This is a genomic window from Flavobacterium koreense (genome assembly GCF_054776075.1).
Map to the genome: position 1 here is coordinate 646,233 of NZ_BAAHCF010000029.1, position 21,253 is coordinate 667,485.

Consider the following 21,253-nt stretch of genomic DNA (forward strand, 5'->3'; position numbering starts at 1 on the left):
TGCTTAATATCTTGTTATGAAGTCAATATCAATTTTCTTTTTGTTGGCGTATTGTTTCACGTTTTCCGAGAGTTCTCGCAAATTTTTACTTTCAAAGTGATAACCAAATGCAATGATTGAAGTAGGATTGAATGTTTTATCTGTATCAATTTTTTCTAAAACGGCTTTCAAATTTTCGGTTGTAAAGTTTTTGTGCAACAAATACAATTTTCCATTGCCGTAAAAAGCAGTGTAACCGCCTAAATCAACAATTTCTAATTCTTGCGAAAGGGAAATATTGTCATTTGTTTTCCAGGTAACAAGCAATGCCTTTATATCTTCTTCAGTCAGTTTTCCTGCATCAAAAATGGTTTGCGATGTATCAAACTGTTCTGCTTCAAAATTGTAATCTTCCCAAATAGGAATAGTTTCAAAGACTTTGAAACCTAGGTCTTGATGTTTAAGTGATTTTATTTCTGTCTTGAGCAGATTGATTTTTTCTTCTTTCCCTTCTAAGTCTAATTTCCCTTCAAGCTCCTTTAATTCAGCTTCTTTTTCATTGATTTTGTTTGGGATTAAAACATCTTTAGTCTTTTTAGCTGCTCTAATTATTCGTTCTTTTGTAATATCAAAAATTGTTGGAGTGTCAATTCCTAATTCCTTTTTTACAAAATTATATCCAACCTTATTTTGTTTTTGGTCAATTAATTCAGGAATTTGAACCAATATAAATTTTCTATTTCCGCCATCTTCACTATTAATCTGGAATAAGGAATCACCAGTTGTTCCACTACCTGCAAAAAAATCTAAAACTATAGAATCTTTATCCGTTGCAACTTTGATTAGGTTATTAAGTAGTTCAATTGGTTTTGGAAATGAAAACACTTTTTTGCCAAATATTTTTTCAACTTCTGCTGTTCCCCTTCTGCTTGAAAATTCTTTGTCAGATAAAATTGAACGAATCAACTTTTCAGACGTTCGCATTTTTTGAACTATTCTATATTCTTCGTCTTCTGTTAAATAGCCTACAATTTCCTTATTTAATTCACCAAGTGATTTTGGTTGTCCCCAACGCCAAACAAACTGAACACCATCTTTTACAGATTTTGGCGGATAAATTTCAATATGATTTTCATTTTTAGTCAAACTTATTTCATAGAACTCTTCACCTAATTCTGATAATTGCTTTTCAGGATTAAGATAAAAAGGGTAATATAAATTTTCACGATTTTCAGGCGTAAAAGCTACATTACTATTGTAAAGAGGATGAACATTAAATCCGCCTTTTTCATCTTTAAATGTAAATCTCTTGTTCTTATCTTCTAGTAGATTAGTCTCTGTTTTGTTTAGTTTGTTTGCATAGAAAATACAGTATTCGTGCATTTTTCCGATATGACCATAATCTCTTGCGTTTGGAGTAGAATTGATTATGAAGGTGCCAATGTAATTCTCTTCACCAAAAACTTCGTCCATTAGCATTCGAAGTTGTGTTACTTCATTATCATCTATCGAAACAAAGATTACTCCTTCATCTTTAAGTAGTTGTTTGGATATGTATAGACGAGGGTATAAGAATGTCAACCAAGCAGAATGACTGTTGCTCTTTCCTTGCGTAAAATCTAAGATGCGTTTAGCTTTTTCAGCATCAACACCAATTAAGTTTTGTAGTTCTTTTGCGGAAAATTTCCTATCGTCTTGATATGTGAACCCATCACTTCCTGTATTGTAAGGCGGGTCAATGTAAATCATTTTTACTTGTTCGTAATATGCGTTGGCAAGGTGTTTCAGCACTTCCAAGTTGTCGCCTTTTATGAGCAAGTTTTCAGAATTAGCATTTTCGGGTTTGCTATTATGAGTTTCGTCTGCTTTCAGCAAAGTAGTTGCTGGGTCGCTTGCCAAAAGCCGTGCATACGATTTTCCAAGCCAGTCTAAACCGTAACTCTCAGTAGAAAAGTTGATTTCTTTTTCAGTCAAGTTGGCTTTAAACTTTTCCAATTGAAAGTTTCCATCTTTGTCAAAGCAATGAGGAAAGTTTAATCTTAATGCTTCCAAATCTTTGTTTGGCACTTTTATGTCGTTCGTTATTTTTTGTTCCTTGCTCATTTCTTATTCTTTTTAATGTCGTTGTCAATTAAGAGGTCTTTCACGTTTACGTCCAATATTTTGGCTATGTCGTAAAGAACTTCTATTCGTGGTTGTTGTCTGTTTTGCACATAAGCGTTTACCATATTATAGCTTTTGCCTAATTGCTCGGCAAGCCAAGTCTGCTTAATGCCTTTTTCATCCAACACTTCTTTTATTCTGTTCATTTGTTCAAATGATTCAAGTCGCAAATATAGTTTTTAAATATTTTATATCTCATTTTGCAAGATAAAAAGTAATCAGAAAATTTTCAACATTCTTAAAGGTGCGTTGGCAAAAAATGGCTCTTTGGCTTTTGCCGAAGGGTCGGCTTGTGCGGTAGGGGCAAAAGCCAATGTGCCATTTGTGCGGCTGGCTAAAATTGAATTATAAAAAATGTGCGGTGGGGAAAATAAAAAATACAGAAGGGTCGGCAATCAGTGTCGGCTTACTCATTGTCCATTTGAAATATGGTCTGTATGTCGGTCACTTGTCGAAATGGTTTGCTTTTGTGTTAATGTTCAGTTTTTAGTCGTCTGTTTTTGTTTGCACTGTCGTCTTTTAGGCTTGCTTATAACTAGTTTATAAGTCTGATATTATCATTCTAATACACCCAATTTAGGTTGTATTAGGATGAAAAAGTCAAAATTTATAATAATAGTAAAAGTAGTTAAAAATAGTATAAATCTGTATTTACCGAAGTACTATTTACAAAACTCCCAATTCCACCATACATTCTTTCATCATTTGGTAGGTGCGTTCAATGTCGTTATCTAAACCAATTGAAAAACGAATTAGTCCATCGGTTAGTCCCATTTCTTTTTGTTCTTCCAAAGGAATTTCTGAGGAGGTTGATGTTCCTGGTGCTGAGAATAAGGTTTTGTAGAATCCTAAACTTACAGCAAGGTAACCTAGATTTCTATCTTGCATTAACTCCATTAATTCGTTGGCTTTGTCTATTGTACCAACGTCAACAGTCATCATGCCTCCAAAACCATATTCTGGATTAATCATACTAGCATACAATTGATGACTTGGATGACTTGCTAAACCAGGATAGACTACTTTCAAACCATCGTTTTCAAATTTGGTAGCCAAATACATGGCATTGTAGCTGTGTTGCTTCATTCTGATATGAAGTGTGCGTAAGTTTTTCATTACTGAGGCACTTCTCAAGCTGTCCATTGTTGGTCCAAGAAGCATACTTGCTCCTGAGTTTACATCTTTCAAACTGTTGATGAATTCTCTTGAACCACAAACTACACCACCTACAGTATCGCTACTTCCATTGATGTATTTGGTTAAGGAATGAATGACAATATCGGCACCCATTTTGGCAGGAGCTACCGACAAAGGCGAAAAGGTATTGTCTACAACTAATTTCAAATTGTGTTTGATAGCCAACTTAGCCAAACCTGTAATATCGGCAACTTCAAGCAACGGATTACTTACGGTTTCGCAATAAATTACTTTGGTATTTGGCGTAATAGCAGCTTCTACAACGTCAAGTTTGGTAATGTCAACAAAGGATGTTTTAATGCCAAATTTTGGTGTGAAGTTTTTCAAAAAGGCATACGTTCCACCATAGATAGTTCGGCTAGAAACAATATGATCTCCTTGACTGCACAATTGCAAAAGAGTAGGAGTAATTGCTCCCATTCCAGAGGCAGAAACATTAGCCGCTTCTGTACCTTCCATAGCTGCAATAGCTTTGTCTAAATACAAATTACTTGGAGAAGAATGACGCGAATATAAATAGCATCCTTCAGCATTTCCTTCAAAAGTATCAAACATCGTTTTAGCAGAAAGAAACGTATAAGTAGAACTATCAGAAATAGATGGGTTAACACCACCAAATTCTCCAAAATATTGTAAATCTTGTATTTTATCGGCTGGGTTGAAGTTGTTCATGTTTTTAGTTTTTTTTGTTGTCGGTTATCGGTTGTGAATTTGTTTATTTGATTTCAAAATTGATTAATATTAGATTAAAAGTCAATAGTAATTGAATTAATTAGATTTTAAAACTATAAAAACTATTTTATAATGAAAATATAACTAAATTTGAAGCCATAAATTTTAATTTATAGATTTTTGAAAACTTCAAATTTTTAATTTCCATGGATACTATCGACAAAAATCTCCTTCAGCTTTTGCAAGAGGATACCAAGAAAACTACTAAAGAACTTTCTTTAAAATTGAATTTATCAGTAACAGCTGTTTATGAGCGAATCAAAAAGTTAGAGCGAGAAGGAATTATTGACAAGTATGTAGCTTTACTAAACAGAAATAAAATAGACAAAGGATTTGTAGTGTTTTGTCATATCAAGCTTATTCAACATTCTAAAGATTTCTTGACAAAATTTGAAAGCGAAGTAGTAAAATTGGACGAAGTATTGGAATGCTTTCACGTTAGTGGTGATTATGATTACATTCTAAAAATTTGTGTAAAAGACATGGAAGAATACCGAGAGTTTATGGTAACAAAACTTACTACCTTAAATCATATTGGTAGTACGCACAGTACTTTCATGATTGGACAAGTAAAAAACAGTACCGCATTTGTATTGTGATACTGTTTTGTAAATTTTATTATTAGGTGAACATTAAAATTAGCAGTTGTGCCGCTACAATACGCATAATCATTGTTAAAGGATAAACAGTTGCGTAGGTTGATGACGGAATATCATTGCCTGCCATTTTCAAAGCAAAAGCCAATGCAGGTGGATCTGTTGAAGCTCCAGCCAATAATCCACAGATTTCGAAATAGTTTTTCTTGAAGTATTTTTTCGCAATTATACCAACAAGCAACAAAGGAAGAATAGTAATTACGATACCAATAGCTATCCAGTAGAATCCATTACCACCTTCAAATGCAGTCGCGATTTTAGAACCACTACTTAAACCCACACTTGCAAGGAATAAGGTAATTCCTAATTCTCTTATCATCAAGTTGGCGCTGTTTGTTGTGTAATTGTTCAAATAGAATTTGTTTCCAAAACGACTTAGTAATAAAGCAATAATTAATGGTCCGCCAGCCAAACCAATTTTGACAGGAACCGGAATGTTAGGAATTTGAAATGGAATACTTCCGACAATAATTCCTAATACAATTCCGATGAAAATAGGAGCGATGTCAGGCACTTCCAATCGTTTTAGGGAATTTCCTAATACATTGGTTACTCTTTCTAAACCTTCTTGCGTTCCAACGACTTTCACAGTATCTCCAAGTTGTAAAGCTATGTTTCCATTAGGCACCATTTGGGTTCCGGCACGATACAATCTTGTAAAAGTAAAATCGTGTTGGTGAAATTCGGGAATATCTCCCAATCTTTTGTGTGTAATTTCTTTGTTGGTAACAACAACATGACTTGTAACTAATTTGCTATCAATAGCGGTTTTAAGATTCATATCGCTTTCAGAACCTATAAGAAGATGTAATTGATCGAAAGTATTTTTTTGAGCAACAATCAGTAAAACATCATTTTCAGACAATATTTCTTTAGGAGTAGGTGTAATAATGATTCCTTTATGAAACATTCTTGAAACGACAATAGGTGTTTTAATCATTTCAAAAATGGCACTAATAGGTTTTCCTATCAATTGTTTGTTTTCCAATTTCAAATGTTTAGAAATGACTTTATCTTCTCTTAGATTGTTGAGTTTGTTTTGCAATTCGGTTTCGTGTTCGATATCAACTTTGTATATTTTCTTTAAAACTACCATTGAGATAATTATCCCAAAAACCCCAAAAGGATAAGCCACTGCGTATGCTAAAGTAACTAGAGAATTATCATTTGTTACATGATGCAGATTGGTAATTGTAGTTTGAGCCGCTCCTAAACCAGGCGTATTAGTAACAGCACCACTCATAATCCCTGTCATGATTGATATGGGATTGGTAGATAAATAATATAGAATTAAGGTTGTAGCTACTCCAAAAATAACAACTAATGCTGCTAGCATATTAGTAACCAAAGCGTTTCGGTTGAGAGAGGCAAAGAAACCTGGACCTACTTGCAATCCAAGAGTGTAAACAAATAATACCAATCCGAATTCTTTCAAGAAATCTTGTAATTCATGATTGACTGAAATACCAATGTAAGAGAATAGTAATCCAACAAAAAGTACCCAAGTCACTCCGAGAGAAATTCCGAAGATTTTAATTTTCCCAAACCAAATACCAAAGGCAATGACTAAACCGAATATTATCACCGTTTGAGCAAAAGATTGCTTTGTAAATAAATCAATTATCCAGTCCATTGTTTTTGCTTTTAAATACCAATGGAAAGATAGTGAAATTTTTCCATTGGTATTGGTTTAAAGTGGTTATAAACTTGGTCCAGCACTTACCAATCGTTTACCTTCTTCAGTATTGGTATATTGCTCAAAGTTTTTATTGTAAAGCGCTGTTAATTCTTTTGCTTTTTTCTCCCAATCAGCCACATCTTTATAAGTAGTTCTTGGATCAAGAATGTCATCTACTTTAGCTAATGTTTTTGGAGCTGTCAAATTCAAAAACGGAATTTTAACTGTTTCAGCTTTTTCTATACTTCCATCAATGATAGCATCAATAATGGCACGTGTGTTTTTTAAAGATATACGTTTTCCAGTTCCATTCCAACCAGTGTTTACAAGATAAGCTTTAGCATTGTGTTCTTTCATTTTTGCGACCAAAGTTTTAGAATACATTGTTGGGTGTAAGGTCAAGAAAGCTTCACCAAAAGCTGGAGAGAATGATGGTTGTGGTTCAGTTATTCCTCTTTCGGTTCCGGCTAGTTTAGATGTAAATCCGCAAAGGAAATGATATTGTGCTTGGTCTTCGTCTAATATTGATACTGGAGGCAATACACCAAAAGCATCAGCAGATAAGTATATGATTTTGCTAGCATGTCCTGCTTTAGAAGGAAGTACAATTTTATTGATGTGATAAATTGGATAAGAAACACGAGAGTTTTCTGTAATAGAGTGGTCGTAGTAATCTACTTCTCCATATTCATTGACTACAACATTTTCTAATAAAGCATCTCGTTTGATAGCTCTCCAAATGTCTGGTTCGTTTTCTTCTGATAAATCAATTACTTTGGCATAACAACCTCCTTCATAGTTAAAGACACCATTGTTATCCCATCCATGTTCGTCATCACCAATTAAATAACGTTTTGGATCGGCAGATAACGTAGTTTTTCCTGTTCCAGATAGTCCGAAAAAGATTGCAACGTCTCCATCTTCACCTACATTGGCAGAACAGTGCATAGAAGCCATTCCTTTTAGAGGAAGGTAATAGTTCATCATAGCAAACATTCCTTTTTTCATTTCACCACCATACCAAGTACCACCAATGATTTGGATTTTTTCGGTAAGATTGAATAATACGAAGTTTTCAGAATTTAATCCGTGTTCTTTCCAGTTTGGATTAGTTGTTTTAGAACCGTTCATTACTATAAAATCAGGTTCTCCAAAGTTTTCTAATTCAAAGATAGATGGACGAATGAACATATTGGTAACAAAATGTGCTTGCCAAGCCACTTCCATTACGAAACGCACTTTTAGACGAGTATCTTTGTTGGTTCCACAAAAAGCGTCAACTACATACAATTTTTTAGAAGTTGAAAGTTGTTTCAAAACCAATTTTTTTAATTCGCTCCAAACTTCTTGAGTAGTTGGAAAATTAACTTTGTCATCCCAATAGATAGTATCTTTGGTAACGTCATCTTTAACAATATAACGATCTTTTGGAGAACGTCCTGTAAATACTCCAGTTTTAACAGCTACAGCACCAGAATCGGTTACAGCACCTTTTTCATATCCTTTGCGGAAATGAGAAGTTTCTGCTTGAAACAATTCTTCGTAGGTTGGGTTATAAACCACTTCATGGTAGCCAGTGATTCCTAAATCGTGAAGTTCTTGAATGACTTTAATGTTTTTCATAGTTAAAAGTTTTAGTTCTTATTTTAGTATTCTTTAAAAGCTTAAATTTTATAGTCCAAAGTTCCAATTTTAACTACTTAAATTAACTGATAAATATCATAAAAAACAGAAATCTACGAAAACGTTTTCTTTGTATAGCAAGGGTTACAGCGATTTTTGCTCGTGGCTTTCTATGAAAGAGAAGTAAGCTTAAAAGGCAAAAAATAATTTCCTTTTGAAAAGATTACACAATCAATTAAAATACCAAAAAACATTCGTAATTTTGCAACACTATTTTATAAACACACACAAAAATATATAATATGAGTTCATTTGACGTAGTCATTATAGGTTCAGGCCCAGGCGGATATGTTTCTGCAATTCGTTGTGCCCAATTAGGTTTTAATACCGCTATTATTGAAAAATATCCAACGCTAGGTGGTACTTGCTTAAATGTAGGTTGTATTCCATCAAAAGCGCTTTTAGCTTCATCACATCATTATGAAGAGTTGCAACATTTTGCTGATCATGGAATTGAAGTTTCTGGAAAAGTAAAAGTAAACTTGACCAAAATGATTGAACGTAAGCAAGCCGTTGTTGACCAAACTTCTGGCGGAGTAAAGTTCCTTATGGATAAAAACAAAGTTACAGTTCTTGAAGGTGTTGGTTCATTTGAAGATGCTACGCATGTAAAAGTGACTAAAGCTGATGGTTCTTCTGAAGTAGTGGAAGCTAAAAATATTATCATTGCAACAGGTTCTAAGCCATCAAGTTTGCCTTTCATTAAATTGGATAAAGAAAGAGTCATTACTTCTACAGAAGCTTTAAAATTGCCTGAAGTTCCTAAGCATTTAGTTATTATTGGTGGTGGAGTTATCGGAATTGAATTAGGACAAGTTTATCTTCGTCTTGGTGCTGAGGTTTCGGTAGTAGAATTTATGGACAGAATCATTCCAGGAATGGATGCAGCTTTGTCTAAAGAATTGACTAAAGTATTGAAGAAACAAGGAATGAAATTCTATACTTCTCACAAAGTTCAATCGGTTGATAGAAAAGGAAAAACAGTAACAGTTAAAGCAGAAAATGCTAAAGGAGAAATCATCACTTTAGAAGGTGATTATTCTCTAGTTTCTGTAGGTCGTCGTGCTTATACTGACGGATTGAATGCTGACAAAGCAGGAGTGAAGTTAACAGACAGAGGTCAAATTGAAGTAAACGACCATTTGCAAACCAATGTTTCAAACATTTACGCTATTGGTGACGTGGTTCGTGGTGCGATGTTAGCTCACAAAGCGGAAGAAGAAGGAGTAATGGTTGCTGAAATCTTAGCAGGTCAAAAACCACATATTGATTATAATTTAATTCCAGGTGTTGTGTATACTTGGCCAGAAGTTGCTGCTGTTGGAAAAACAGAAGAGCAATTAAAAGCTGATGGTGTTGCATACAAAGCAGGAAGTTTTCCATTCAAAGCATTAGGAAGAGCTCGTGCAGGTGGTGATACCGATGGATTTGTAAAAATCTTAGCGGATGCTAAAACAGATGAGGTACTTGGAGTTCACATGATTGGTGCTCGTTGTGCCGATTTAATAGCAGAAGCAGTTACAGCAATGGAATTCAGAGCGTCTGCAGAAGATATTTCTAGAATGAGTCATGCGCATCCAACTTTTGCAGAAGCAATCAAAGAAGCAGCATTGGCAGCAACAGATAATAGAGCTTTACACGTATAGTAAGGTTATACAAATAAAAAAATCCGTTCTTTATTACTAAGGAACGGATTTTTTTTATCGTTTACTTTCCCATTCTTTCTCGAAGTATTCAATGTATTTAATGTATTGTGAATTTGGTGAAGCATTTTGCTTAACAAGATTAGCCCATTCGTTGAATTTGTCTTTACTTTTCTGAATGAAATAATAATTAGCCATATTAATAGCCATTTCACAACTCAATTCTTTATCAGTAGCAATTTCAACGCCTCTTTTATAAATGGCTTCTGCTTCTGGTAATTTATGCAAGTTTAAATAAGCATAACCAAACTCTTTATATAACAAAGCATTTTTTGGGTCGTGGGTGGTCGCTTTATTTAGAATTTCTATAGCTTTTTCATATTGACCAAGCGCATTGTAGGCAAAGCCCAATTCAAACTCCAAACCTTTATGATGAGGTGATTTCTTGTAAGCTTTTAATAAAAATTCTAATGCCTTTTTACTTCCGCCTACAGCATTAAGATGATAACCTGTTCGTGTTAATGATTCTGCATCGTCAATAGGTTTTTTGTAGTATTTTAACCAATCTGGAACAAGAGTTACACCTAATTCTTTTATTTGAATCGATGATAAAACTGCCACATTTTTGGTAGTATTTCCTAAGCGCATTTTAATCATGCTGTTTGAGTCTTTTTTACTACTAACCAATTTACCAGTTTTGTCTATATGAAAGGTACCTTCATGATTAAAAGTAAGACCAGCTTGCATATCTAAATAAATATAACCATAAACATAAGTAGAATCGACTTCCGCTTTAGGAAATGCAACCCATTTGTAGATTGCGTCGTAATAAATGGTTTCAAATTTTAGGTGATTCGTTGAGGTATTATTTTGAGAACTACCGATTGTTGTAACAAATAAGGTAATTAAAAAAGGAATTATTTTTTTCATTAAAACTTTTATTTTTATCAAAAATACTTAAAAAAAACTATTCACAAAAGTAACCTATTGTTACGATAACATTTTTGTGTTAATTAATGCTTAAAAGCCGAACTTTGATGAATATTTTATTGAATTTCCGTACCTTTGAATGTTGTACTTCAAGGATATTTATTTGTCAATAAAGCATTTTTTTGATTTACATTAAATGAATTTTTGTAACGTTTTTAATATTTTAAACAATGAAAAATAATCGATTAGTTGCTGTTTTATTGGTAATGAGTTTTGTTGCCACGGCACAGTTTACCCAAAAACCATTGCCATATGCTTACAATGCTTTAGAGCCATTCATAGATGCACAAACAATGGAAATACATTATAGTAAGCATCACGCAGCTTATGTCAAAAATCTTAATGCAGCTATTGCAGGAAACGAAGCAGAAAAGATGTCTTTGAAGGATATTTTTGCGTCGGTATCTAAACAAACACCAGCAGTTAGAAATAATGCTGGAGGACATTACAACCACGAATTGTTTTGGTCGATACTTACACCAGAAAAAAACACTAAACCATCACCAGAGTTAGAAAAAGCTATAAATGAGTCTTTTGGTAGTTTTGATGCTTTAAAAGAAAAACTTAATGCAGCAGCTGCAACAAGATTTGGTTCAGGATGGGCTTGGTTGTCTGTAGATAAAGATAAAAAGTTGGTAGTTTCTTCAACTCCAAACCAAGATAATCCTTTGATGGATGTAGTTGAGAGCAAAGGAACTCCAATTTTAGGTATTGACGTTTGGGAACATGCGTACTATTTGAAATATCAAAACAAACGTGCCGATTATTTAACTGCTATTTGGAATGTAATTAATTGGAATGAAGTAAGTAACAATTACAAAGCAGCTACCAAAGGTAAATTTGATGATTGGCAAGCATTAAAAGATTTTCATAAAGTAATGTCTCAAACGTTTCATCCAAGTGAAGAAGGAAATTTAGAACCGATAAGAAAACGTTCGGGTGAAATGGTTGAGAAAGCAAATTTGTTAGCAAAATCAATAATTCCTGCTGAGTTCAATAAAAAAGAAGTAGTTGCAGCCGTACAAAAATTAGCTATCGATAGTAAAAAGCTTGACAAACTTGTAAAAAGCAAAAAATCGGATAAAGAATTAACCGAGTCTTTGACTAAGTTGCACGATGTATTTCATGAAATTATCGGACTTTGTACTAACGAAGATCACTAAAAAAAAAAGACCATTCAATTACGAATGGTCTTTTTTTATTTATGCTTTCTTTGTCTTAGTTGCCGTTTTAGATTTCTCTAATTCTTTTCTAGCTTTTTCTAGTTCCTCTTTGGCTTTGATCATTTCCTCTTTGGCTTTTAGCATTTCTTCTTTGGTATTGTCTAAATCTTTTGAGGAACCACCAAACGAAGATTTCATTTCCTCCATTTGTTTTTTGAAGTTTTCTAATCCTTCTGCATTTCTGAAATCAAATTGCTTTTCTCCTAAGTTGGTTCCTGGAGTTTCTGAGAATTCTATTTTTGAATTTTTTCTAATTTCTTCAATTTCTTCTGGAGTATAATCATCACCACCTTCAACAACTTCACCATTTCTAAATACCAATGGTTTTTTACCCTCTTTTTGAATCATAATTCTAGTCTCACTATCGCCAAAATTCGGATTTTCAGGAAAACTGAAACTATACGATTGAGAATTCTTGTCACCACCAAAGTTGAAACGTTTCATAATGTCATCTGCACCTGCAAAACCTCCCATCATAGGGTTTCCGGCAAAGAAGTCATTTCCGTTTGAAGGTTCACCAAATCCAACAGTATCTCCTTGTTTGAAGAATTTGATGGTTGCAATTGGGTTAGAATTATCCAGTTCCATTTTGCCTTTATTTCCTTTTCTATCAGAATATTCTACTTTAATAGCAGTAATTTCTTCCTTACTATTTCGTTTTACACCTGAATATTTAATAGTAATACCATTTTCAGCCAGAGCTTTAATGTCGTCTTTCATTTCGCTTTCTGGTGTATTCTTGTTCCAAGTCATTACAATGTCATCACTATTGGCTTGATTGTTCCAAGTAAATGGATTTTGTTGTGCCAAAGCCACGTTCTGATTAAAAAGAAACGTAACTAAAGCAGGAAGTACAAAAGCAAAGTTTCTAAATTGTGTTTTCATAAGATTTGTTATTTGATTTATTGATTGATAAAATTCTAAAACAAATTTATAAAGATGTCTTTTTTAACAAAAGGTATTTACAATTTTTTAACTTTTTTAAGTAAGATTTAGGAAATTACTTGGTAGTTATTACAATTTTCTTGATTTGAGTACCAGGAGTTTCTTTTCCATTTTCATCATAAACTCTTACAGATTTTACATTTTGTAAATTCATTTGATTTAAGGTATCCAACGGATTTGTTTTTTCAACGCCATTAACAATTAGAATTAATCCGCCATCATTAAGTCTAGCAGAAGGATAACCAGGTAATTTTAAAATTTTTTCTGCAGGAATGAAAACAATGTCATCACCATTATCATTGGAGAAAATTATAGTTTTTCTTTCTTGAATTTCCGTTGCAATGTTTTTTTTCTCAAATGAAGTAACTCCATTGAAAACCATTGCACCGTCTTTGGCTTTTTCACCAAATTTCTTTACAGCTTCTTCTTCGTCATAATATGTAATTGCACCATCACATTTTAAAGTGTAGCCTTTTAAGTCATTTTGAAAATATTCTTTACCATTTATAATGTAAAGTCTGTTTTTTTCTTGATTGATATCACTCGTTGTTTTTCTTGTAACAGGAGGTGCTGGAGGTGGTGGAGGTGGTGCAGGAAAATCAGCATCTAAAACGTTATTAATTATTTCCGTTTCACCTTTAAAAATTATGGCACCATCTTTAGCTCTTTTGCCATATTTTTTAAGAGCTTCTTTGGGAGATAATTTAATAATATTGGCATCGATAATGGCAATATTTTTTCCTTTCAAATCTTCTTTGGTGTAAGGCTTGCCATTAATTATGAACAGACGGTCTAAAGTATCTTCGGTATCACTTTCAAATTGTGAATTGTAGATGGAAACTAATTTTTCTTCTTCTATCAAATCATTATTTGAAATGATACCATTAGTTTCACCATCGTAGATTTTGAATTCATTTTGTCCTTTTTCATTAGTATCAGTCATAAGTGTTATTGCCTTAATGTAAGGATCTCCTTTAAAAACACTTTTACCATTGGTTCCTTTGTGGTCGTCAAATTTAACAACAATATGTAGGATTTCTCCTTTGTTATTTCGTTCTATTTCTGAAAAGTCTAATTGAATGCTTCGATTTTCTAGAAATAGTTTTTGATAGCTTTTCAAATCTTCGTCCGTATTATCTTTATTAATTTCGATTTTGATTAGGGACACTTTTGTTTCGCTAATTTTTGTTGCTGTATCTTCAATTACTTGCGCTACAACTTTTATTTGAAATAAAAATACGAAAGCAATAACTACAGGAAGAATTAATGTGTACTTCCAAATACTTTTCTTGTTGGATTGATTTTTGTTTAACATAACGATTCGTTTTTTGATTAATGATTGATAAAAATGATTGGTGATGGGTAAGCAGTTTTGATGAGAAACTACCTTTAAAAGTGCCATTTGATAACACTTTTTGTCTTCTATATTTTGTATTGCTTTGCTATCGGCAATGTATTCTAAATTCTGAATAATGGCTTTTTGATACAACCATATTAATGGATTGAACCAAAAGACAATGGTGAATAATTTTGCCACCAAAACATCAATGGAATGTTTTTCTTGGCTGTGAATTTTCTCATGCAATAAGATACTTTCTAATTCTTCTTGCGAGTAAAGACTTGAATTAAACACGATATAATTAAAGAAGGAGAAAGGTGCTATATCTTGATTTATATTAATATAAGATAAGTCTTCTTGCTTCTGAATGGTTTGTTTTCTCAACAGTTTGGCAAGTGAAAACAAATCAATAATAACTTTAATAATTAAGATTGCTGCAACAATGCCGTAGACAATAAACAAGATTTGAAGCCAATCAATACTTTCCGTTGTAATTGGTGTTGCTTTGTCAATGATTATGGGTAAATCATTATTTTCTGGAGAAATTGGCAAGGTAATTTTCGGACTTTCAACGTAAACAATTTTCTTAATGAAAAATAAAGGCAATAGAATGGAAGTAGCCAAGCCTGAAAGTAAAAACCAACGATTGCTAGTAAAGAACGTTTCTTTTCGCAACAAAAAATGATAAGCAAGAAAGAAGGTAGCCAACAATCCGCTTGATTTTAATAAGTAAGTTACAATTTCTTCCATGGTTTTACTTTTTTAATTTTCTACTTTTCTACTTCGTATTTCGTACTTCGTACTTCGTTTTTCGTAGTTTGAACTATTTTCTTTTCTCTATAATCTCCAAAATCTCACGCAATTCGTCAGCCGAAATTTTTTCTTCTTCAGCAAAAAACGAAACCATATTTTTATAGGAATTATTAAAATAGTTCTCAATTGCCGTATTCATAAATTCTTTACGATAGTCTTCTAATGCAATAATTGGGAAATATTGGTGCGTGTTTCCATAAGCATTGTGACTTACATATCCTTTTTCTTCCAAATTTCTGATGATGGTTGAAAGTGTATTGTAATGTGGTTGATCGTCTGTTATTTCCGCCATAACTTCTTTTACAAAAGCTTTTTTTAGCTTCCATAAAATGTGCATGATTTCTTCTTCTTTATTAGTTAACTTTTGCATGATGTTTATTTTTACAAGACAAACATATAACTATATTTTTAGTTACACAACTATTTTTATAGTTAATTAACTAAATTTAACGTTTACTCTTTCTAATTCTTATTTTAGAAATTAAAAGAAATGAGTAAAATCAATAGTGTCCGTCTATTTTGTGTCAAAAAATAATTACTTACTTTTGTTCCAATAGTAAAAAGTAATGCCAATTAAAACGTACAACAAAACCAATTTTCACAAATACACTTTTTGTATTTTCAAAGAAGTCGATGTAGATGCAATTAAAGATTTGAAATTAAATTACAAAAGCAAATCGGGTAGTTGTTACTATTTTGCAGAAAATGGAGTCTATCGTTTGTCCAATCATTGGAGTAGAGTAGCTAATTGCAAATGGAGATTAATTAAAAATTCCAATGTTCAAATTCCAAATTCCAATAGAACCAAACTCGGTTACGCTAATTGGTCTGATTTTTATTCCGATAATGATGTAGATAAGATTTACTTTCTTGAAGCCGATTATGAGTCTAAAACGGTCAATTTTTATCACAAACAAAGTTCAAATTATTCTTCCGATAAAGTTTTAAGATCATCCTCACAAACAACTAAGTTAATTAAGCAAATCCGCACTTTATTTGAAGAAACCGCTTGGGCAAAATATTTAAACGAAGATAATATTGACATTTTAAGAAAAGAAATCATTGAGGAACTGATACATTCAAATCAATCTTTTCAAGAAATAAGAAGGAGATTTTTATACTAATTAGTAGTTATCAATTTTTAATTTTTCACTAATCGGTGTTCCTTTATATTCCCAATTATTAAAGCTACAATTCCTAATAAAAATCCTTTTCCAAAAATAATTAAATCACTGTCAAAAGGCAAAAAGGCATTTCGATCATCGTCGAATTTTCTGTGAATAGTGGTTAAATGAATTACAAAGGATTCAAATAGCCAACCTAAATTCATAAATATAGCAATGAAAAGGACTAAGTATATCTTACTTCTAAATTTCTTAAATAATAGAAGCAATGGAAGAAATGAATGTGCAAGAAGCATTAAAATATAGGTCAATTTGTAAATTCCTGTAGCACGATTTATAAAAGAAGCATACAATTCAGAATCTACTTTAACTACTGAAATTAGAAAAAGGTAAATAATTGATAATAAGCAATAAAAAACCATCAAATAGCTTACTATTTCAAGAGCAGTTACTGTTTTAATTGACTTTAAAAACTTTCTAACAATAATTATCAAAAGAACACTGACGAAAATACCATCAATAAAATGATCGTCAATAAACGAAAGCAGTTCTATAAATAGTTCCATTTTCTAATTCTTAATTTTTAACTTTTCTTCTGCTACCAATCGCATCACCCAATAACCTGCAGCAGTTCCAATTAATCCCAGAATTCCCATGAACAACCAGTTCATTTGGTATCCGTAGGCAGCAACAACACCCATTCCAATTTTGGCACTCAAAATATGTGCAGCGCTAAAACTCATGGTGAAAATGGCCATATAACGGCCTTCATGACCTTTGGGCGCACGACTCATGGCAAATGAATTGGAGAATGGAAATGCAAACATTTCAGCTACAGTCATAAACAACATCATAATGATTAATATTCCTGCCCAAAAGTTGATTAAAAGTAAGAACAAACTAATCGTCATAAGCAGACAACCAATGGTAACAACCTTTACTTTATTCAATTTATTGCGTTCGATGTAGCTTACCACAGGCATTTCCATGAAGAAAATTAGAATTCCGTTTAAAGTTAGGAGCAAACCTGTTTGAAGTTCGTTCAAATCAAATTGCTTTTTGTGATATAATGGAATCGTGGTAAACAATTGAAAGAATAAAACACCTGTAATGACACACATAAATAAGAAGATCCAAAAAGGTCTGTCTTTGAAAACTGATTCTCGGTTTGCTTCCAAAAGTGCTTTTGCTTCTTTTGATTCGGCAGGTTTTTTCTTTTCTTTTACCAACAGCCAGAAGATTGAAATAGCCAAAATGCATGTGGCACCATCTGCCCAAAAAAGTCCCTTGTAACCAATGTTCATAATGATTAATCCACCTAAAGCAGGTCCGGCTGCAAAGCCAAGATTTATGGCTAATCTAACTAACGTCAAGGCACGAGTTCTATTTTCAGGTTTGGCATAAGCTCCAAGTGAAACAAACATGGCAGGACGAAACATATCGGCAACCACCATAATTGAAAATACAGCAATACAAAGTCCGATATAACTTGTAATATATTGTAAACCAAAGAACATCAATCCGCTAACAAACAAACTGAAAATCATTATTTTGTAAAATCCTATTTTATCAGATAATTTTCCGCCAAGCCATGAGCCTAACATAGAACCTAATCCGAAACAAACCAAAATGTTTCCAATTTGTAATTCAGAAAAATGTAAATCTTCATACAAATATTTTGATAAAAACGGCAAAACCATCGTTCCGGCACGATTGATAAAGGTTATCAAAGTAAGTATCCAAACTTCTCTTCGAAACCCTCTAAAATTATCGATATACTTGCGGAAAGCGTTTTTAAACATGAATCATTCGTTATTTTACAAAGGTATAAAACTTTGTGGCTTTGCGCCTTTGTGGTATAACATCTTTTGAACTATTTTTGTAAAAATTATTCTGATGCAAAAGTTATTCACTTTCCTTCTTATTTCTTGTTTTTTAGTATCAAGTGCTCAAGATAAAACGGCTGAAACTTCTAAAGAGTTTCAAGATAATCTTAATTTCGACTATGCCGATAAAGAGAAAAGTCCTTTAACAAAAGAAGATTTGAAAAGTTTCAAGTCTTTAGATTTTTTTCCAATTAGCGATAAATATATAGTTGAGGCAACTTTTGTTAGAACCAAGAAAGAGAAAGTTTTTAAGATGAAAACATCAACTGATAGACTTCCAGAATATGTAAAATATGGAGAGTTGAGTTTTACAATTGATGGTGTAACTTGCAAATTGAATGTGTATCAAAACATTGAGTTGATTAAAAAACCAGGTTTTGATGATTATTTATTTCTACCATTTTCCGATTTGACTTCAGGGAAAGAAAGCTACATCGGAGGTCGTTATGTAGATTTAAGAATTCAAAAAGGCAAACTTTGGACGATTGATTTCAATAAAGCGTACAATCCGTATTGTGCTTATAATCATAAATATTCTTGTCCGATTGTTCCTTTGGAAAATGATTTGAATGTGGAGATTTTGGCAGGAGTTAAGAAGTTTCATGACTAATGAAGTATTTCAATTTACATACGCACAAATTCACAAATTCATATGATTTTTTTGAATTGGTCAATCAATATCCTTGGAAATTTGAAGCAGCCATTCCAAACTATTCTATCGGAATTCATCCATGGTATATTGATGAGAATCGTTTAGAAAATGACATGAAAACTATTGAAGAAAAACTTCAATTGAGCGAATGTTTAGCTCTTGGTGAATGTGGATTAGACAAGCGAATTGAAATTCCGTTAAACATACAAATTGAAGTTTTTGAAAAGCAAATTGCCTTAGCAGAAAAATATCAAAAACCTTTAGTTTTGCACTTAGTTGCTGCTTTTGATGAATTGATTGAAATAAAAAAGAGATTGAAAATTAACGTTCCAATAATCATTCACGGATTTTCTAAAAACGAACAAGTTGCAAAACAATTGATAGATAACGGATTTTATCTTTCTTTCGGAAAATATTTGTTAAGAAATCCCGACTTGGAAACTGTTTTTAAATCTGTTCCAAATGATAAATTTTTCCTTGAAACGGATACAATTGAAGAAACTTTAGAAGAAGTTTATACTTTAGCAGCAAAATACAAAAACATAAAAATGGAAGATTTGATAGAACAACTGAATACAAATTTCACAACAGTTTTCAAATCTAAAATCTAATATCAAAAATCTAATATTAAAATGGCAAAGTGGCAAGAAAGAGCAGAATTACTATTCAAACCCGAAGGATTAAATAATTTAAAAAACGCCCATGTTTTGGTTGTCGGATTGGGTGGCGTTGGTTCGTTTGCAGCCGAGTTTTTGGCTCGTGCAGGCGTTGGAAGTCTAACTATTGTTGATGGTGATGTGGTTGATATTACCAACGTAAATAGACAATTACCAGCGTTACATTCTACGGAAGGAATGCCAAAAGTTCATGTAGTTGGCGATCGTTTGATGGATATAAATCCGGAGTTAAATTTGACGAGAGTACAAGAATTCCTTTCACCTGAAAGAGCTTTTGAAATTGTAGAAGAAAAATACGATTACGTTTTAGATTGTATTGATAGCGTAACGCCAAAGTTAAATCTGATTGTTGGAGCTAAACGCAAACGTGTAAAAATAATTTCTTCAATGGGCGCAGGTGGAAAAATGGAAGCTGCCAAAGTAAAAGTTGCAGACATTTCCAATACGGTAAATTGTATGTTTGCAAAAACCATCAGAAGACGTTTGAAAGAGTTTAAAATTGATAAATTGAAAGTAGTTTTTTCTTCAGAAATTCAAGACGAAAGTAGCTTGAAAATGACTGATGGAAGTAACTACAAAAAATCGTTTTACGGAACTAATAGCTACATGCCAGGACTTTTTGGATTGTATATGGCGGAAACTGTGATTCGATATTTGATAAAAAAAGAGTAATTAGTTTTAAAAAGACTTAGCGTCTTAGCGCCTTTGTGGCAAATACAAAATGATAAAAACAGTAATTTTCGATATGGATGGCGTAATTGTTGACACAGAACCTGTGCATCATTATGCTTATAACGAACATTTTAAACAATTGAATATAGAAATCACTCCAGAAATCTATGCATCCTTTACCGGGAATTCTACTAAGAATATCTTTGAAAAATTGAAAGCCCATTTTAATTTGGAGCAAGAGGTTCAAACACTTGTCGAAACCAAACGCAATTTATTCAATGATGCTTTCGATAAAAAAGAAGATTTATATTTATTAGATGGAGTGGAGGATTTAATTAAAGAATTGCATCAAAATGGTATGCAATTGGTTTTGGCGTCTTCATCGGCAAAAGTTACTATAAATAGGATTTTTAATCGATTTGATTTGCATCAATACTTTACTCATATTGTTTCTGGAGAAGACTTTCCAAAGTCGAAACCACATCCGGCAATATTTGAACATGCTGCTTTTTTATCAGAAACCCCAAGAGAAAATTGTATCGTAATTGAAGACAGTACCAATGGAATTTTAGCTGCAAAAGCAGCCGGAATCTATTGTATTGGTTATGATAGTGTCAATTCAAAAATGCAAGATTATTCAAAAGCAGATGAAGTAATCAGTCATTTTAGTGAGTTGAGTTTTGATAGGATTAGAATGATTTCAGTATAGTATTCTCCTCCTTTGGAGGAGTGCCTGAAAGGCGAGGTGGAAAATTAAATGTATTATGGAACAAATATTAACTTATATAAACGAAATCCCAATCAAAAGAAATTTCGTTGAAAATTTGCCTTATAATATTAATTTGAAATCTCGAGCAAGAGCTTTACGAAAAGCAGAAAATTATCCAGAGGTTGCTTTTTGGCTACAAGTAAAAAAAGGAGGTTTTCATAATATAGATTTTGATAGACAGAGAATTATTGGTAACTATATTGTTGATTTTTATGTTAAGACTTTAGGACTTATTGTAGAAATTGATGGTGAAAGTCATAATGATAAAGAAGAGTATGATAAAAAGCGTGAGGATTATCTAGAATCCTTTGGATTAAAGATATTTAAAGCTACAAATTTGAGAGTTTTGCACGATTTAGATAATGTTATGAAAGAGTTGGAATCGTTTATTATAGAACATTATTCTCCTAGAAACGATTAAAACCACCTCCA

19 protein-coding genes and 1 pseudogene are annotated in these 21,253 nt (G+C 32.6%); 9 read left to right on the plus strand and 11 right to left on the minus strand.

Going from position 1 to position 21,253, the window contains the following annotated elements; translation table 11 throughout:
- Positions 1–3: 3 nt before the first annotated feature.
- The 3 genes from ACYU7A_RS11320 to ACYU7A_RS11330 form a co-directional block, all read right to left on the minus strand.
- On the minus strand, positions 4–2,082 hold the full coding sequence (locus tag ACYU7A_RS11320; protein WP_460576617.1) for a DNA methyltransferase: 2,079 nt from the start codon (positions 2,080–2,082) through the stop codon (positions 4–6).
- Positions 2,079–2,288, minus strand: coding sequence for a helix-turn-helix domain-containing protein (locus ACYU7A_RS11325; RefSeq protein WP_374550950.1), 210 nt, complete (start codon positions 2,286–2,288; stop codon positions 2,079–2,081). The genes ACYU7A_RS11320 and ACYU7A_RS11325 overlap by 4 nt, the downstream gene beginning before the upstream one ends.
- A 520-nt stretch (positions 2,289–2,808) precedes the next feature.
- Positions 2,809–4,011: an aminotransferase class V-fold PLP-dependent enzyme gene (locus tag ACYU7A_RS11330; protein WP_460576619.1), complete on the minus strand. Its 1,203-nt coding sequence runs from the start codon at positions 4,009–4,011 to the stop codon at positions 2,809–2,811.
- 206 nt (positions 4,012–4,217) lie between these two features.
- On the opposite strand from ACYU7A_RS11330, the gene ACYU7A_RS11335 reads away from it, so the two are divergent.
- A complete protein-coding gene (locus tag ACYU7A_RS11335; RefSeq protein ID WP_396147651.1) occupies positions 4,218–4,670 on the plus strand; it encodes an Lrp/AsnC family transcriptional regulator in 453 nt (150 codons plus the stop codon).
- 22 nt (positions 4,671–4,692) lie between these two features.
- Here the strand turns inward: ACYU7A_RS11335 and ACYU7A_RS11340 are convergent, their stop codons facing one another.
- Positions 4,693–6,360 (minus strand): putative transporter, encoded by a 1,668-nt coding sequence (locus tag ACYU7A_RS11340; protein WP_460576622.1) that lies wholly within the window; start codon positions 6,358–6,360, stop codon positions 4,693–4,695.
- Between the two features lie 66 nt (positions 6,361–6,426).
- Positions 6,427–8,028 carry a phosphoenolpyruvate carboxykinase (ATP) gene (gene pckA, locus ACYU7A_RS11345; protein ID WP_344817127.1) on the minus strand — a complete coding sequence of 534 codons (1,602 nt, stop codon included), beginning with the start codon at positions 8,026–8,028 and terminating at the stop codon, positions 6,427–6,429.
- Positions 8,029–8,330: 302 nt separating this feature from the next.
- Here pckA and lpdA point away from each other — a divergent pair, with 302 nt between their 5' ends.
- Positions 8,331–9,734 carry a dihydrolipoyl dehydrogenase gene (gene lpdA, locus ACYU7A_RS11350; RefSeq protein WP_460576624.1) on the plus strand — a complete coding sequence of 468 codons (1,404 nt, stop codon included), beginning with the start codon at positions 8,331–8,333 and terminating at the stop codon, positions 9,732–9,734.
- Positions 9,735–9,788: 54 nt separating this feature from the next.
- On the opposite strand, the gene ACYU7A_RS11355 is transcribed toward lpdA, so the two are convergent.
- The gene (locus tag ACYU7A_RS11355) at positions 9,789–10,661 is read right to left on the minus strand and encodes a tetratricopeptide repeat protein (RefSeq protein ID WP_460576626.1); all 873 of its coding nucleotides are present in this window, start codon (positions 10,659–10,661) and stop codon (positions 9,789–9,791) included.
- Between the two features lie 230 nt (positions 10,662–10,891).
- On the opposite strand from ACYU7A_RS11355, the pseudogene ACYU7A_RS11360 reads away from it, so the two are divergent.
- Positions 10,892–11,560: pseudogene (locus tag ACYU7A_RS11360) on the plus strand (superoxide dismutase); the annotation flags it as partial.
- A 363-nt stretch (positions 11,561–11,923) separates the two neighbouring features.
- Here ACYU7A_RS11360 and ACYU7A_RS11365 read toward each other — a convergent pair.
- From ACYU7A_RS11365 to ACYU7A_RS11375, 3 genes are all read right to left on the minus strand, one after another.
- A complete protein-coding gene (locus ACYU7A_RS11365; RefSeq protein ID WP_460576628.1) occupies positions 11,924–12,829 on the minus strand; it encodes a hypothetical protein in 906 nt (301 codons plus the stop codon).
- 115 nt (positions 12,830–12,944) lie between these two features.
- Positions 12,945–14,978 (minus strand): M56 family metallopeptidase, encoded by a 2,034-nt coding sequence (locus tag ACYU7A_RS11370; RefSeq protein ID WP_460576630.1) that lies wholly within the window; start codon positions 14,976–14,978, stop codon positions 12,945–12,947.
- A 73-nt stretch (positions 14,979–15,051) separates the two neighbouring features.
- Complete coding sequence (locus tag ACYU7A_RS11375; RefSeq protein ID WP_460576632.1) at positions 15,052–15,411, minus strand: BlaI/MecI/CopY family transcriptional regulator; 360 nt, start codon at positions 15,409–15,411, stop codon at positions 15,052–15,054.
- 196 nt (positions 15,412–15,607) lie between these two features.
- Here ACYU7A_RS11375 and ACYU7A_RS11380 point away from each other — a divergent pair, with 196 nt between their 5' ends.
- Entirely contained in the window at positions 15,608–16,165 is a 558-nt protein-coding gene (locus ACYU7A_RS11380) for a hypothetical protein (protein WP_460576634.1), read from the plus strand.
- A 17-nt stretch (positions 16,166–16,182) separates the two neighbouring features.
- On the opposite strand, the gene ACYU7A_RS11385 is transcribed toward ACYU7A_RS11380, so the two are convergent.
- Both ACYU7A_RS11385 and ACYU7A_RS11390 read right to left on the minus strand, forming a co-directional pair.
- Positions 16,183–16,731, minus strand: a complete 549-nt coding sequence (locus ACYU7A_RS11385) for a hypothetical protein (RefSeq protein WP_460576636.1) — start codon at positions 16,729–16,731, stop codon at positions 16,183–16,185.
- 3 nt (positions 16,732–16,734) lie between these two features.
- Positions 16,735–17,967 carry an MDR family MFS transporter gene (locus ACYU7A_RS11390; RefSeq protein WP_460576638.1) on the minus strand — a complete coding sequence of 411 codons (1,233 nt, stop codon included), beginning with the start codon at positions 17,965–17,967 and terminating at the stop codon, positions 16,735–16,737.
- Between the two features lie 94 nt (positions 17,968–18,061).
- Between ACYU7A_RS11390 and ACYU7A_RS11395 the strand changes: the two genes are divergently transcribed.
- The 5 genes from ACYU7A_RS11395 to ACYU7A_RS11415 are packed head-to-tail and all read left to right on the plus strand — an operon-like array spanning position 18,062 to position 21,242.
- Entirely contained in the window at positions 18,062–18,661 is a 600-nt protein-coding gene (locus ACYU7A_RS11395) for a DUF1684 domain-containing protein (protein ID WP_460576640.1), read from the plus strand.
- A complete protein-coding gene (locus ACYU7A_RS11400) occupies positions 18,661–19,314 on the plus strand; it encodes a TatD family hydrolase (protein WP_460576642.1) in 654 nt (217 codons plus the stop codon). The genes ACYU7A_RS11395 and ACYU7A_RS11400 overlap by 1 nt, the downstream gene beginning before the upstream one ends.
- 21 nt (positions 19,315–19,335) lie before the next feature.
- Positions 19,336–20,052, plus strand: a complete 717-nt coding sequence (locus tag ACYU7A_RS11405; RefSeq protein WP_460576644.1) for a tRNA threonylcarbamoyladenosine dehydratase — start codon at positions 19,336–19,338, stop codon at positions 20,050–20,052.
- Between the two features lie 49 nt (positions 20,053–20,101).
- Positions 20,102–20,761 carry an HAD family hydrolase gene (locus ACYU7A_RS11410; RefSeq protein ID WP_460576646.1) on the plus strand — a complete coding sequence of 220 codons (660 nt, stop codon included), beginning with the start codon at positions 20,102–20,104 and terminating at the stop codon, positions 20,759–20,761.
- Positions 20,762–20,816: 55 nt separating this feature from the next.
- Positions 20,817–21,242, plus strand: a complete 426-nt coding sequence (locus tag ACYU7A_RS11415) for an endonuclease domain-containing protein (protein ID WP_460576648.1) — start codon at positions 20,817–20,819, stop codon at positions 21,240–21,242.
- The last annotated feature ends 11 nt before the right edge of the window (positions 21,243–21,253 follow it).

Excerpts from the sequence above, each read along its gene's own strand:
- ACYU7A_RS11320 (WP_460576617.1), bottom strand. The coding sequence starts at position 2,082 with ATGAGCAAGGAACAAAAAATAACGAACGACATAAAAGTGCCAAACAAA.
- ACYU7A_RS11325 (WP_374550950.1), bottom strand. The coding sequence starts at position 2,288 with ATGAACAGAATAAAAGAAGTGTTGGATGAAAAAGGCATTAAGCAGACT.
- ACYU7A_RS11330 (WP_460576619.1), bottom strand. The coding sequence starts at position 4,011 with ATGAACAACTTCAACCCAGCCGATAAAATACAAGATTTACAATATTTT.
- ACYU7A_RS11335 (WP_396147651.1), top strand. The coding sequence starts at position 4,218 with ATGGATACTATCGACAAAAATCTCCTTCAGCTTTTGCAAGAGGATACC.
- ACYU7A_RS11340 (WP_460576622.1), bottom strand. The coding sequence starts at position 6,360 with ATGGACTGGATAATTGATTTATTTACAAAGCAATCTTTTGCTCAAACG.
- pckA (WP_344817127.1), bottom strand. The coding sequence starts at position 8,028 with ATGAAAAACATTAAAGTCATTCAAGAACTTCACGATTTAGGAATCACT.
- lpdA (WP_460576624.1), top strand. The coding sequence starts at position 8,331 with ATGAGTTCATTTGACGTAGTCATTATAGGTTCAGGCCCAGGCGGATAT.
- ACYU7A_RS11355 (WP_460576626.1), bottom strand. The coding sequence starts at position 10,661 with ATGAAAAAAATAATTCCTTTTTTAATTACCTTATTTGTTACAACAATC.
- ACYU7A_RS11365 (WP_460576628.1), bottom strand. The coding sequence starts at position 12,829 with ATGAAAACACAATTTAGAAACTTTGCTTTTGTACTTCCTGCTTTAGTT.
- ACYU7A_RS11370 (WP_460576630.1), bottom strand. The coding sequence starts at position 14,978 with ATGGAAGAAATTGTAACTTACTTATTAAAATCAAGCGGATTGTTGGCT.
- ACYU7A_RS11375 (WP_460576632.1), bottom strand. The coding sequence starts at position 15,411 with ATGCAAAAGTTAACTAATAAAGAAGAAGAAATCATGCACATTTTATGG.
- ACYU7A_RS11380 (WP_460576634.1), top strand. The coding sequence starts at position 15,608 with ATGCCAATTAAAACGTACAACAAAACCAATTTTCACAAATACACTTTT.
- ACYU7A_RS11385 (WP_460576636.1), bottom strand. The coding sequence starts at position 16,731 with ATGGAACTATTTATAGAACTGCTTTCGTTTATTGACGATCATTTTATT.
- ACYU7A_RS11390 (WP_460576638.1), bottom strand. The coding sequence starts at position 17,967 with ATGTTTAAAAACGCTTTCCGCAAGTATATCGATAATTTTAGAGGGTTT.
- ACYU7A_RS11395 (WP_460576640.1), top strand. The coding sequence starts at position 18,062 with ATGCAAAAGTTATTCACTTTCCTTCTTATTTCTTGTTTTTTAGTATCA.
- ACYU7A_RS11400 (WP_460576642.1), top strand. The coding sequence starts at position 18,661 with ATGAAGTATTTCAATTTACATACGCACAAATTCACAAATTCATATGAT.
- ACYU7A_RS11405 (WP_460576644.1), top strand. The coding sequence starts at position 19,336 with ATGGCAAAGTGGCAAGAAAGAGCAGAATTACTATTCAAACCCGAAGGA.
- ACYU7A_RS11410 (WP_460576646.1), top strand. The coding sequence starts at position 20,102 with ATGATAAAAACAGTAATTTTCGATATGGATGGCGTAATTGTTGACACA.
- ACYU7A_RS11415 (WP_460576648.1), top strand. The coding sequence starts at position 20,817 with ATGGAACAAATATTAACTTATATAAACGAAATCCCAATCAAAAGAAAT.